The sequence below is a fragment of the Vibrio splendidus genome (genome assembly GCF_002873455.1).
Lineage (GTDB): Bacteria > Pseudomonadota > Gammaproteobacteria > Enterobacterales > Vibrionaceae > Vibrio > Vibrio splendidus_J.
In genome coordinates this window covers 216,899-230,329 of record NZ_MCUN01000012.1, presented here as the reverse complement: position 1 = coordinate 230,329, position 13,431 = coordinate 216,899, and the positions used below count along the sequence as shown (strand labels likewise).

Annotated in this window: 12 protein-coding genes; 1 reads left to right on the top strand and 11 read right to left on the bottom strand. The window is 44.7% G+C overall.

Annotated elements, in window-relative coordinates:
• The 7 genes from rodA to leuS form a co-directional block, all read right to left on the bottom strand.
• A complete protein-coding gene (rodA, locus tag BCU75_RS12620; RefSeq protein ID WP_004735244.1) occupies positions 1 to 1,122 on the bottom strand; it encodes a rod shape-determining protein RodA in 1,122 nt (373 codons plus the stop codon).
• Positions 1,122 to 3,014, bottom strand: coding sequence for a penicillin-binding protein 2 (gene mrdA / locus BCU75_RS12615; protein ID WP_102474049.1), 1,893 nt, complete (start codon positions 3,012 to 3,014; stop codon positions 1,122 to 1,124). Before mrdA ends, rodA begins: the two co-directional genes overlap by 1 nt.
• A 6-nt stretch (positions 3,015 to 3,020) precedes the next feature.
• Positions 3,021 to 3,491 carry a 23S rRNA (pseudouridine(1915)-N(3))-methyltransferase RlmH gene (rlmH, locus tag BCU75_RS12610; RefSeq protein ID WP_102474048.1) on the bottom strand — a complete coding sequence of 157 codons (471 nt, stop codon included), beginning with the start codon at positions 3,489 to 3,491 and terminating at the stop codon, positions 3,021 to 3,023.
• Between the two features lie 3 nt (positions 3,492 to 3,494).
• Positions 3,495 to 3,812 carry a ribosome silencing factor gene (gene rsfS / locus BCU75_RS12605; RefSeq protein WP_004735247.1) on the bottom strand — a complete coding sequence of 106 codons (318 nt, stop codon included), beginning with the start codon at positions 3,810 to 3,812 and terminating at the stop codon, positions 3,495 to 3,497.
• A gap of 64 nt (positions 3,813 to 3,876) precedes the next feature.
• Entirely contained in the window at positions 3,877 to 4,902 is a 1,026-nt protein-coding gene (holA, locus tag BCU75_RS12600) for a DNA polymerase III subunit delta (protein WP_102474047.1), read from the bottom strand.
• Positions 4,903 to 4,911: 9 nt separating this feature from the next.
• Positions 4,912 to 5,568, bottom strand: coding sequence for an LPS assembly lipoprotein LptE (gene lptE, locus BCU75_RS12595; RefSeq protein ID WP_102474046.1), 657 nt, complete (start codon positions 5,566 to 5,568; stop codon positions 4,912 to 4,914).
• 227 nt (positions 5,569 to 5,795) lie between these two features.
• Positions 5,796 to 8,372, bottom strand: coding sequence for a leucine--tRNA ligase (gene leuS / locus BCU75_RS12590; protein WP_102474045.1), 2,577 nt, complete (start codon positions 8,370 to 8,372; stop codon positions 5,796 to 5,798).
• A 265-nt stretch (positions 8,373 to 8,637) separates the two neighbouring features.
• On the opposite strand from leuS, the gene BCU75_RS12585 reads away from it, so the two are divergent.
• Positions 8,638 to 9,108, top strand: a complete 471-nt coding sequence (locus tag BCU75_RS12585) for a zinc ribbon-containing protein (protein ID WP_017104427.1) — start codon at positions 8,638 to 8,640, stop codon at positions 9,106 to 9,108.
• 85 nt (positions 9,109 to 9,193) lie between these two features.
• Here the strand turns inward: BCU75_RS12585 and lnt are convergent, their stop codons facing one another.
• The 4 genes from lnt to BCU75_RS12565 all read right to left on the bottom strand — a co-directional run bounded on the left by lnt (position 9,194) and on the right by BCU75_RS12565 (position 13,344).
• Complete coding sequence (gene lnt / locus BCU75_RS12580; RefSeq protein WP_102474044.1) at positions 9,194 to 10,717, bottom strand: apolipoprotein N-acyltransferase; 1,524 nt, start codon at positions 10,715 to 10,717, stop codon at positions 9,194 to 9,196.
• Positions 10,718 to 10,749: 32 nt separating this feature from the next.
• Entirely contained in the window at positions 10,750 to 11,640 is an 891-nt protein-coding gene (gene corC / locus BCU75_RS12575) for a CNNM family magnesium/cobalt transport protein CorC (protein WP_102474043.1), read from the bottom strand.
• Between the two features lie 120 nt (positions 11,641 to 11,760).
• Positions 11,761 to 12,222 carry an rRNA maturation RNase YbeY gene (ybeY, locus tag BCU75_RS12570; RefSeq protein WP_076677963.1) on the bottom strand — a complete coding sequence of 154 codons (462 nt, stop codon included), beginning with the start codon at positions 12,220 to 12,222 and terminating at the stop codon, positions 11,761 to 11,763.
• Positions 12,223 to 13,344, bottom strand: a complete 1,122-nt coding sequence (locus BCU75_RS12565) for a PhoH family protein (protein WP_102474042.1) — start codon at positions 13,342 to 13,344, stop codon at positions 12,223 to 12,225. It lies immediately after the preceding gene.
• Between the last annotated feature and the right edge of the window lie 87 nt (positions 13,345 to 13,431).

Here is a 13,431-nt window from a genome sequence, read left to right as displayed (position 1 = left end):
TTAGGTCGCCTTTGAGAATGCTTTTCTGTGTGTATGGATCGACATTAAAATACCAAAACCAGCCATAAGGGTCACCATTGAAGTGCCGCCATAACTGACGAGAGGAAGAGGAACACCAACCACGGGCAGAATACCGCTTACCATGCCAATGTTTACAAAAATATAAACGAAAAAGCTCAATACAATACTACCACCCATCATTCGACCAAATGCCGTTTGAGCTTGGCTCGCGAGCACTAAACCACGTCCAATAATGAATAGGTAGATAGCAAGCAAGAATAAAATACCAATCATGCCCCATTCTTCGGCAATGACTGCAAAGATGAAGTCAGTGTGGCGCTCTGGAATGAATTCCAGTTGGGATTGAGTGCCTTGCAACCAACCTTTTCCTGATACACCACCAGAACCTATCGCAATCTTACTTTGAATGATGTGGTAGCCCGCACCTAATGGGTCTGATTCAGGATCAAAAAGGGTTCTTACTCGTACTTTTTGATATTCACGCATCAAGAAGAACCATAATATTGGGATAAATGCCCCTAACGCTATTGCGGCACTGGCAATGATTTTCCAGCTTATACCAGCCAGGAATATCACGAAGATACCTGATGCGGCGATAAGGATGGATGTACCTAAGTCAGGTTGCTTCGCGATTAAAATAGTAGGTACAAACACCATCACGAGCGAGATTGCTAATGTTTGAAAGGTTGGCGGAAGTGATCGTTTACCGATAAATCGGGCCAACATCAAAGGTACCGCAAGTTTTAATAGTTCAGAGGGTTGGAATCGAACAAAACCGAAATTTAACCAGCGCTGAGCTCCTTTAGAGGCCTCACCAAAGAACAACACGCCCAAGAGTAAGATGACACCGCCTGCAAATAACAGCGGGGCCAAGGTTTCGTAGGTACGAGGCGAAAGTTGCGCTAAGAAGATCATGACACCTAAAGACAGCACCATACGCATTGCTTGGCGATCCATCATCGCAAGGCTTTGTCCGCTGGCGCTGTACATGATCAATAAGGCAAAGCCCATCAACACTAGAATACCGAGCAGTAAGGGTAGGTCGATATGGAGCCTTTCAAACAAGGCTCTATTTCGTCCAGTAGAAGGATCAAGTTTCATTATTTTGTTGCCTTACTTTCATCTTCTTCAGAGAGAATAATATGGTCTAGTATTTTTCTAACGACAGGGCCGCCATTTGATGAGCCACCACCTGCGTTTTCTAATACGATAGTCACAACCGCTTCTGGGTCTTCAAAAGGAGCATAACCAGTAAAGAGTGCGTGATCGCGTAAATGCTCTGCGATTTCGTCAGCGTTGTATTCTTCGTCTTCTTTGAGACCGAATACTTGCGCAGTTCCTGATTTACCAGCGGTTTGGTAAGACATCTTTTGGAATGAACGTCTTGCAGTACCTTTCTTACCGTGGTTTACCAGTCTCATGCCTTCTTGCGCGATATCCCAGTATTTCTGCTTAACACCAGTGATTGGAGGATAAGTTTCGATCTCAGAGACCGTTTGTTCATCGAATGGTTGACCATTATCGATCGTTGCACGTAATAGGTGAGGCGCTGTCACTTCACCTTCGTTGACCAATACAGATGTGGCTTTTGCGATCTGCATTGGTGTCGCTGTCCAATAGCCTTGTCCGATACCTACAGGGATGGTGTCACCTTGATACCAAGGCACACGGTGTCTTGCCATTTTCCATTCACGAGTTGGCATGTTGGCTTTACTTTCTTCGTAAATATCAATGCCTGTATAGTCACCAAAGCCAAATAGCATCATCCATTTAGACAAACGGTCGATGCCCAGATCAAAGGAAATTTGGTAGAAGAAAGTATCAACCGATTCTTCAATCGCTTTCTCTATATCAACAACACCGTGCCCCCAACGTAACCAGTCGCGAAACGGTTTGGTTTTGGAGTTAGGTATTTTCCAATAGCCTGGATCATTACGCGTTGTATTCGGTGTAATCACACTTTCTTGTAGAGCAGCAACGGCAATAAACGGTTTGATCGTTGAAGCTGGTGGATAAATACCCAATGTGGCACGGTTAACCAAAGGTCTATCTTTATTTTGTAGTAGAGCGTTATAACCTTTAGAAGAGATACCATGTACAAACGCATTAGGATCGTAGCTTGGACTGGACACCATGGCTAACACGCCATTGTCTTTCGGGTCCAGGACTACGGCAGAGCCACGGCGGCCATCAAGTAGCTTATGTACGTATAGTTGCAGCTTGATATCTAAATTGAGCACGATATCTTTACCCGGAACCGAAGGTACAAATTTTAGTGTGCGAATGACTCGTCCACGGCTGTTTACTTCAACTTCTTGATAACCAGCGGTGCCGTGCAGCATGTCTTCGTAGTAGCGCTCAATGCCAAGTTTACCGATGTCACGTGTTGCTTGGTAATTGGCGTCTTTTTCTTCTCGTACTAAGCGCTGCATATCACGGTCGTTGATGCGCGATACGTAGCCAATCACGTGAGTTAGCACATCACCATAAGGATAGAAACGTTTTAACGTACCTGTGACTTCAACGCCCGGGAACTTATGTTGGTTTACAGAGAAGACAGCAACCTGTTCTTCGGTAAGCTGATTAAGAATAGGTACTGACTTGAAGCGTCGTGAGTTACGGCGGTCACGGTTAAATCGTTCAATACGCTCTGGTGGGACCTCGATTAATTCTTGTAGACGGATGAGCGTATCATCCATGTCTTTGATTTTTTCTGGTGTAATTTCTAGGTTGAAAACAGGGCGGTTTTCGGCAAGAAGTACTCCGTTACGATCGTAAATTAAACCGCGGTTTGGCGCGATTGGAACGACCTTGATACGGTTGTCGTTTGAACGGGTTTTATAGTCTTGGTATTGATTGACCTGAATGTTGTACAGGTTAACAACCAACATCGACATCATGACTATGATCCCCGCAAACGCAACAAAAGCACGACTAGTAAATAGTCGTGCTTCTGCTTTGTAATCACGGATTTGGCTACGTTTACGTAACATTAACGCTTATTCTCGATGATAAGGGTGGTTAGCAGTGATGCTCCAAGCTCGATACAAGCTTTCAGCCATGATAACGCGTACTAATGGGTGAGGGAGGGTAAGCGCAGATAGAGACCAACTTTGGTCTGCAGCCGCTTTACATGCAGGAGCTAATCCTTCAGGCCCACCAATAAGGATAGAAACGTCGCGTCCATCCAACTTCCAACTTTCCAATTGCTCTGCCAGTTGTGGTGTATCCCATTTTTTACCTGGGATATCAAGCGTGACAATGCGGTTACCTTTTGGAACTGCTGCTAACATTGCTTCGCCTTCTTTTTGAAGAATACGTGCAATATCAGCATTTTTACCGCGTTTACCCGCGGAGATTTCAATGAGTTCTAATGGCATGTCATGAGGGAAGCGGCGTTTATATTCTTTAAAACCTTCTTCAACCCATTTTGGCATTTTTGTACCAACTGCGATTAACTGGATCTTCAAAGCTTAGCCCCAAAGTTTTTCTAGTTGGTACAGTTCGCGATGTTCTTCTTGCATAACGTGAAGCATGCTTGTTCCCATATCTAGAACAACCCATTCACCTTCTTGTTGGCCGTCCATACCCAGTGGCTGCATGCCTGCTTTGCGTACTTCATCAGCAACATGTTGTGCGATAGAAGCAACATGGCGCTTAGAGGTACCAGTACAAACGATCATGTAATCAGTAACACTTGATTTGCCTTCCACATCGATAGTCACAATCGATTCTGCTTTCATGTCGTCGGCTTTGTCTGCAAGAAAATCTTTTAGTTCTTCACGTAACACGGGGTGTTCCTTTAATCTGAATTTAGCTTTTTAGGGGCTGTTGACCCTAGAATATACCACGCTTTTATGCGTGAAATGGGATTGAAGCTGAAGGGATACAAAACTCTACGCTTAACTGATGAATTAGTGGCCAAGGCGACTGTTCATATTGAGTTTTTGTCATCAATTCGGCTTGAGTAAGCAACGCAAACAGAGAGTGTAATTGAGTCATTGAAACTCTTGTTAGCGCGGCGTTATAAAGAGGCTTTTTAGATTGCCAGATACGGTGCTTTTCGAAGACCTGACTAATTGGCATCTGTTTCATTTGTTGCTGCATTTGTAATAGCAAGGCAAGTTCACGTTGTATGCTACGCAGTAAAATGACTGGCTCTACACCTTCAGCTTCCAGTTGTCTTAGAATCCGTTGTGCACGATTACCTTTTCCAGCCAGTAACGCATCACTCCAGTGGAATGGAGTAAAGTGGTTGTGGCGGCTTAGTGATTCTTCTAAGCGTACTAGGGTCAGTTTTCCGTCAGGGTATTGGAGCGCTAGCTTTTCTAGGCTTTGAGTGAGAGCAAATAGGTTACCCTCGTGCCACTGTGCCAGCATTTGAATCGCTTCAGGGTCTGGAGATAAGCCGATTTGACGGCAGCGCGCTTGGACAAACTGAGGTAAGCGGCTGACATCTGGCGTTAGGCAACTGACCCAGTGGCCCTGATTAGACAGTGCTTTAAACCATTTAGCACTTTCTTGAGCCTTGGTTAGCTTCGTACCAATCAAGACCAACAGAATATCGCTGTGGATATGATCTGAGATTGCCAGTAGCTCTTTGGCTATCGCAGCATTGACTCCGGACTCTGGCAGTTCAAGTTCGATGATTTGACGGCTAGAGAACAGGCTTAATGCTTGAGTACAGTCATAGACTTGATTCCAGTCCAGACTGTTATCAATAGCAAAGCGGTGACGTTCATCAAAGCCTTGCTGTTTTGCAACTTTTTGAATCGCTTCTCGGCTCTCTTGTAACAGCAGAGGCTCGTTACCGAAAATGAGGTAAACATTACTTAGCTGTTTAGCCAGTTGCTCTGGTAATCGGTCGGCAAAAATGCGCATTAAATAGACCTATTGCTCAGCTGATTCAACGGGCTCTGCCGTTTCCGTAGAACTTGGTTCTATTTCGATTTCTTCAATTTCGATGTTCTTGATGTTGTACTGCTTTTCTAGCTCTTTTACTTGAACGTTTTCTAGAGCTTGTAGATCCATGCTACCTGCTGCAATGTTCGCTTTCAATCGAGCCATCTGACGAAGGATCTGGCTTGTCGCAAGCTTACGCATTTCATCTTCAATCATGTCTCGTTCAACCGATTTTGCTAATGCGGTTAACGGATTGTCTAGGTAGCTACGGGTTACGCTCGTTGAGAATGTCTTTGAGCCTAATTCAGGAATCGTGACGCGGTATGATGCGTTGAGTGTCAGCTCTTTTTCTGCTGCACGAGTATTCTGGTATAGGGACAGAGTTCGCTCACTAACGCTTTCGCTAATAATATGCAAATTAGGGGTGTTTTCTGTAGGCGATACGATTTCTACATCATTCATACGTAGCTGACCTTTCATCATACGCGTAAACGTGCTGTATTGGTCGTAACTGGTCACAGAGATCTTGTTGAGTTCTTCTGGTACAGAATAGTCACCACGTAAGTGGAAACCACAGGCACTTAGCAGGCTAACGGTTAAAACAACAATAGTAACTTTCAATGAAGATAGTGAAATCAGGCGCATTATTTGATGGCTCTCATGAAGGTAGAATACTTATTTAAAGGCTTTAGAGCTTTCGAATCGTAAGGCTCTGGGTCTAAAGCACTTAAATAAGTAGACAGGGCAATGTTGCACCCTGTCTAAAGACTACTGAAAACAAAATAAGTTCGCTTCAGTAGTTATATGTGCAGACTAAAGATAGTTCGCTTTAATCTGCAACTAGTTAGTTAGCCAATGTTAGTTAACTAATATTAATTAGCTACGATGTTCAGAAGCTTGCCAGGTACGAAGATAACTTTACGAATCGTTAAGCCATCTAGGAACTTCTTAGCGTTCTCATCGTTTAGACCAAGCTCACGAACTTGCTCTTCTGTCGCGTCGGCAGCAACTGTTAGTTTCGCACGCAGCTTACCGTTGATCATTACAACGATAGTCTTCTCGTCTTCAACTAGCGCTTTCTCATCGAAAGTTGGCCATGTTGCTGAGTCTACGTTTGATTCACCAAGTGCAATCCACATTTCGTAAGAGATGTGGGGAGTCATTGGGTAAAGCATGCGAACCACTGCTTTTAGCGCTTCATCAAGAATTGCACGATCTTGTACAGACTCTTGAGGTGCTTTCGCTAGCTTGTTCATCAGTTCCATGATCGCAGCGATGGCAGTGTTGAATGTTTGGCGACGGCCAATATCGTCCGTTACTTTCGCGATAGTCTTGTGGATATCACGACGAAGTGCTTTCTGATCACCAGATAGCGCAGAAGCATCAACAGCTTCAGCTGTACCCTTAGCAGAGTGAGCGTGAACCAGTTTCCAAACACGCTTAAGGAAGCGGTTTGCCCCTTCAACGCCAGACTCTTGCCATTCAAGCGTCATGTCTGCAGGCGATGCAAACATCATGAATAGACGTACTGTATCAGCACCGTACTTGTCTACCATCTCTTGTGGGTCGATACCGTTGTTCTTAGACTTAGACATTTTAATCATGCCTGAGTGCTCAACGTCGCGGCCTTGGTTGTCGACAGCTTTTTCAATGCGACCTTTCGCGTCACGGTCGATAGTCACGTCAGTTGGAGCAATCCACTCTTTCGTGCCTTTCTCGTTGGTGTGATAGAATGCGTCAGCTAGAACCATGCCTTGACATAGAAGCTGCTTGAACGGTTCATCAGATGTCACGTAACCCGCATCACGAAGAAGTTTGTGGAAGAAACGAGAGTAAAGCAAGTGCATACATGCGTGCTCAATACCACCAACGTATTGGTCAACTGGCAACCAGTAGTTTGCTTTCTCTGGATCTAGAATGTCGTCAGCTTGTGGTGAACAGTAACGTGCGTAGTACCATGAAGACTCCATGAACGTATCGAACGTGTCAGTCTCACGTAGTGCAGGTTCACCATTGAATGTGGTTTCAGCCCAAGATTTGTCAGCTTTGATTGGGCTAGTAACGCCATCCATTACCACGTCTTCTGGAAGAATTACTGGCAGTTGGTCTGCTGGTACTGGGTGAACTTCACCATCTTCAGTGGTTACCATTGGGATTGGAGCACCCCAGTAACGCTGACGGGACACACCCCAGTCACGTAGACGGAAGTTTACTGTTTTCTTACCTTTGCCTTCAGCTTCAAGCTTCGCAGCGATTGCATCGAATGCTTCTTGGAATGCAAGACCATCGAATTCACCAGAATCGAACAGTACACCTTTCTCAGTGTAAGCCACTTCAGACACATCTAGTTCAGAACCGTCTTCAGGTTTGATTACTGGGATGATATCGATGCCGTACTTAGTTGCGAATTCGTAGTCACGTTGGTCGTGAGCAGGAACCGCCATTACCGCACCTGTGCCGTAATCCATAAGAACGAAGTTAGCTACGTAAACAGGAACAACACGGCCGTTAAGAGGGTGGATAGCCGTTAAGCCAGTATCCATACCTTTCTTTTCCATCGTTGCAAGTTCTGCTTCAGCCACTTTCGTGTTACGACATTCATCAACGAATGCTGCAAGCTCAGGGTTGTTCTGTGATGCTTTCTCTGCAAGAGGGTGACCTGCAGCGATACCAACGTAAGAAACACCCATTAGTGTGTCTGGACGTGTTGTGTACACTTCTAGCGGCGCTTCTTCACCGTTAACAGCGAAAGATAGTTCAACACCTTCAGAGCGACCGATCCAGTTGCGCTGCATGGTCTTAACCATTTCAGGCCAACCTTCAAGGTTGTCTAGATCGTCGAGTAGCTCTTGAGCGTATTCAGTGATCTTAATGAACCACTGTGGGATCTTCTTTTGTTCTACTGGAGTGTCACAACGCCAGCAGCAACCGTCTTCTACTTGCTCGTTCGCTAGTACAGTTTGGTCGTTTGGACACCAGTTAACAGAAGAAGTCTTCTTGTAAACTAGGCCTTGTTCGTAAAGTTTAGTGAAGAACTCTTGCTCCCAACGGTAGTACTCAGGCGTACACGTTGCGAATTCACGTTTCCAGTCGTAACCAAAGCCTAAAAGTTTAAGCTGGTTTTTCATGTATTCGATGTTTTCGTAAGTCCATGGTGCAGGTGCTGTGTTGTTTTTTACAGCTGCATTTTCTGCAGGTAGGCCGAATGCATCCCAACCGATTGGCTGCATTACGTTTTTGCCTTGTAGACGTTGGAAACGAGATACCACATCACCGATGGTGTAGTTACGCACGTGACCCATATGCAGTCGGCCACTTGGGTACGGGAACATAGAAAGACAGTAGAATTTTTCTTTATTTGGGTCTTCACTTACAACGAAAGTCTCGCTGTCATCCCAGTGTTGTTGAACCTTTTGTTCAATCTCTTGCGGGTTATATTGTTCTTGCATCGATGGTATCCGGTTATCTTGGAATTTGTGAGTTCGGTTAGAACAGAATCTTACAGATCGTCATAGAATACCTAAAGGAGCTTAGTACAACAATAGTTATACTCTTCATACTTGCAGTTGCAGCGTGGTTGATTGTGTAAATTCAGCCGAATTACTTAGGACAGCTATACTTAAAGGTATGAATTGCATTTGTTTGTTAGGAGCGGGCAGCTTAACCGCAGACCTGTTTACTAAGATAAAGCTTGGTCATCTTAAGGAGGTCGTTATGCCGAAGAAAAAAGCACTCTATGAAGAAGTCGTCGAAGAGGTGATAGAAACGCTGAAGCATAGTCCTGAAGAGCTTAATAACAAAATCGAAACGTCAGGCAAGTATGCGAAAGCAGCCAATGACATGACCAAAGACGAGTTATCATTGATCTCGGCCTATGTAAAATCGGATTTGAAAGAGTTTTCCGAAAGCTATGAAGAGAGCAAAGGTGGTCCATTTTATTTGATGATCACAGATTCTATTTGGCAAGGGCTCTTGGATATCACTGATCGTACTAAGGTGGAATGGGTTGAACTGTTCCAAGACTTAGAACACCAAGGCTTGTATCAAGCGGATGAGGTTATCGGACTCGGGACGCTCGTCTGTGATGAATGTGGGCATCAAACCGAGTACAACCATCCAACGACGATTATTCCGTGTATTAAGTGTGGTTCGACAGGGTTTAGTCGCAAGGCATTAAAACCTTAACCCGTTCTCTTCCAAATCGTTTAAGCACCACAAACAAAAGGTTGACGCTCTCACGTCAACCTTAGAATTTTCCACGCATCACGCATCACGCATCAGTTTTTGGTCTTCTCATAATCCAACCTGCAATTAAACTCAGCATTGCCCAGATATACAACGGCCAAGTACCAACTACGTGATAAGGCGTTTGACCATCCGTTGAAATGAGCTCAGCTTTTAATACTGCCGTTTCAAACTGAGGTATTTGTTTGATGATGTTGCCTTTGTAATCGGTTACTGCAGTTACACCATTGTTGGTCGAGCGAATAACTGGCTTACCAAGCTCCAGAGCTCGCATCTGTGCGATTTCCATATGTTGCAATGGTCCAATTGAACGGCCGAACCACGCATCGTTAGAGAGCGTTAGAATAAAGTCAGTTTCATCGGTCACGTTTTGTCTAACTTGATCATTAAAGATGATCTCATAGCAGAGCGCTGGTGCGAGGTGACGACCATTTGCAACGATGTTTGGCTGAACGAAACCGCCACGGCTGAATGATGACATCGGCAAATTAAAGAACGGTGCTAACGGGCGTAGGATATCTTCAAACGGCACAAACTCGCCAAATGGTAACAAGTGATGTTTATGGTAGCGTTCGTTTGGGTCGTAGTTGTACTCACCGTATGGGTTTACGCCTAGAGAAAGAACACTGTTGTAGTACTTTTTATCTTCAGACTGATTCAGCACGCCAGTAATGATTGAGCTGTTGTTCATTTTCGCTGCGCTATCTAAGTTACGTAGGAAAGATGGAATCTCAACTTCGAATGCTGGAATAGCCGCTTCAGGCCAGATGATGATATCAGCATCCCAATTTTCTCTGCTCAGGTCTGTGTACTTCATCATAGTCGGCCAGCGATGGCTTGGGAGCCATTTACTGTCTTGGTCGACGTTGCCTTGAATCAATACTACTGAAGTTGTTTTCTCTGGATTTGGTGTCACCCAATCGATATTTCGAATACCGAAACCTGCACTAAAGACAATTGCAGGGATGATGCTGACACTCCACGCCTTATTTATGACCGTATAAGCGAGTGCAGAAGCAGACACAATAATCGTTAGCGTCACAAGCTCGACACCACCAACCGGTGCGAATGAACCTAGTGGAGAGTCAATTTGGCTGTAGCCTAGCCATAACCACGGGAAGCCAGTCATTACCCAGCCGCGTAGCCAATCACAGATTAACCATAGTGCAGGGGCAGCAAGAAAAAATCGGCTTAGGTTATTGCTCGGAAAGAATTTGTTTAAACTCCAAGTAAATAGACCGGAGTAGACCGCAAGATAACCAACAAGCAATGCCATTAAGAATAAATTGGCGGCCAATGGCATTCCGCCAAAGCCATCAATACTGACGTATACCCAGCTAATGCCAGTCGTGAACTGGCCTAAGCCCCAAGCGTAACCAATCCAAAGCGCACTTTTAGGAGAGCGGTTTTGGATCAGTAGCAGTAACAAAGCTGGGCTGAGAATGGCAAGAGGCCATATTGAATATGGAGCGAATGAAAGGGTAGTTATAGCGCCAACAAAAACGGCCGCAAGCGGCCGTAATAGGCGATGAATAAAGGTATTAGTCATCTAATTTCTGTCATCTCTTTAGAGAGAAGTTGTTATTCTTCGATAGTTGGAAGAGGTTGCTCGTCAGGAATGGTTACCTGTAGCTGAATCACACGACGATTATCTGCGGACGTTATTTTGAAATGGTAGTTTCCGATTTCTACAATTTCGCCACGAACAGGCAGATGACCGAGCGCTGTCATTACCATACCACCCACAGTATCGACTTCATCATCACTGAAAGAAGTGTTAAACGTATCGTTGAACTCTTCAATAGTGGTTAAAGCTTTAACAGCGAAGGTATGCTTACTCAGCTTACGAATATCTACTTCTTCTTCATCGTCGAATTCGTCTTCAATTTCACCAACGATTTCTTCGAGGATATCTTCAATGGTTACCAGGCCTGAAACACCACCAAACTCATCGACAACGATAGACATGTGGTAACGCTCTTCTTGGAACTCCTTGAGCAGGCGATCAACTCGCTTACTTTCAGGAACAACCACGACAGGGCGAATCACTTGTTCGATATCAAATGGGGCACTTTCTGAACCCAAATACTTAAGTAGGTCCTTCGCTAATAGAATGCCTTCAACATGGTCTTTATCTTCACTGATCACTGGGTAGCGAGAGTGTTGAGCATCAGTAATAAGCGCAATCAATGTATCTAAGTCATCGGTGCGTTCAACTGTAACCATTTGAGAGCGAGGCAGCATGATATCGCGCACTCGCATCTCTGAAATTTCCATAACACCCTCGAGCATGTCGCGCGTGTCGTGGTCAATTAGGTCATTAATTTCTGAGTCGCGGATTACATCTACGAGCTCTTGGCGATCTTTTACTTCACCTTGAAATAGTTGGCCTAGGCGTTCAAAGAAGGACTTTCTACTCGGACCTTCAGATTTTTTACTTCCCTCAGAAGTGGGGGGGTTACCTTCGTTCATGATTTCTCAAAAAATAACGCTATCAGAAGTGTGATAGCACACGTTACAACTCAGATTCCTGCGAAAACCACAGGTTCGATGAGTTATTGTTTCTCTGCAACCTACTTTACTAGAATCAATTTACTTTTCTAGAATATACGGGTCTTCAAACCCCATAGTTTGCATGATTTCTGTCTCGAGTGACTCCATCTCTTCAGCTTCATCATCTTCGATATGATCATAACCTAGCAGATGCAGACTGCCATGTACAACCATATGAGCCCAGTGTGCTAGCAGAGGCTTACTTTGCTCTTCTGCTTCTTTTTCGACAACTTGGCGGCAGATAATGAGGTCACCCAGTAGATCTAATTCCATTCCTGGTGGTGCTTCAAATGGGAAAGACAACACGTTAGTTGGCTTATCTTTTCCACGGTAGTCATGATTGAGCTGGTGGCTCTCTTCTGTATCAACAATACGAACGGTGAGCTCGGCATTCTCTTGAAACTGAGGAATTGTCTTGTCCAACCAAAGCTGAATATCTTGCTCGGTTGGAAGACCTTGCTCATTTTCGACCGCTAATTGCAGGTCTAGTTCAATAGACATCTATTTATCACCTTGCTCTGCAATTACAGAGCTATTTTGTGTTGCTAATTGTGTCGTAACGGCTTGCTGAGCTTCAAGAAGTTTGGCTTCACGCTCTTCACGTTTACGCTTTTCAAACTCTTTGCGTTCTTTCTGGTCTTTCGCTTCCCACTTCTCGTACGCATTTACGATACGAGCAACGACAGGATGGCGAACGACGTCCTCCGATATGAAGAAGTTAAAGCTAATGTCATCCACTTCACTGAGCACTTCAGTTGCATGACGTAGACCTGACTTAGCTCCACGGGGTAAATCGATTTGCGTGATATCACCCGTGATCACCGCACGTGAGTTAAAGCCGATACGGGTTAAGAACATCTTCATCTGTTCTACCGTGGTGTTTTGGCTCTCATCAAGAATGATAAATGCATCATTCAGTGTACGACCACGCATGTAAGCCAGAGGTGCAACTTCAATAACGTTACGCTCAATCAGTTTCTCAACACGCTCGAAGCCAAGCATCTCAAAAAGTGCATCGTAAAGTGGACGCAAATACGGGTCCACTTTTTGGCTTAAATCACCCGGCAGGAAACCAAGCTTCTCACCTGCTTCAACAGCAGGACGAGTCAGTAGAATTCGGCGAACCTCTTGGCGTTCAAGTGCATCAACCGCAGCCGCAACAGCTAAGTATGTTTTACCAGTACCAGCAGGTCCAATACCAAAGGTGATGTCATGAGTAACCATGTTCATTAGGTATTGAGCTTGATTTGGTGTGCGTGGTTTGATTACGCCTTTTTTAGTCTTAATGGTCACTTCTTTGCCGTAGTCGATTTCAGACTCGACGTGTTGCTCCAAAATGCCAGACTCGGTGACCGCCAGATGCACTTGCTCTGGTTCGATATCGATTATGTTGCCTTTAACTGGAGCCGTTTCAACATAGAGGTGTTTGATAATGTCTAAAGTTGCGGCAGTTGTGTGAGGCTTACCGACAATAGTGAAAAAGTTGCTACGGTAATTAATCTCAACACCCAGACGACGTTCAAGGTGCTTGATGTTGTCGTCAAATGGTCCGCATAAACTTGCCAAGCGCTTGTTGTCTGCTGGCTCTAGATTTATCTCTAAGGTAACGATTTTATTGCTCAAATTAACCTCTCATTTTGTACCATTCTCTCTTAAATAAAAAAAAAAGAGCAAGAAGCCCGATTTAGACCGGGCTTCTGATGGTGATGT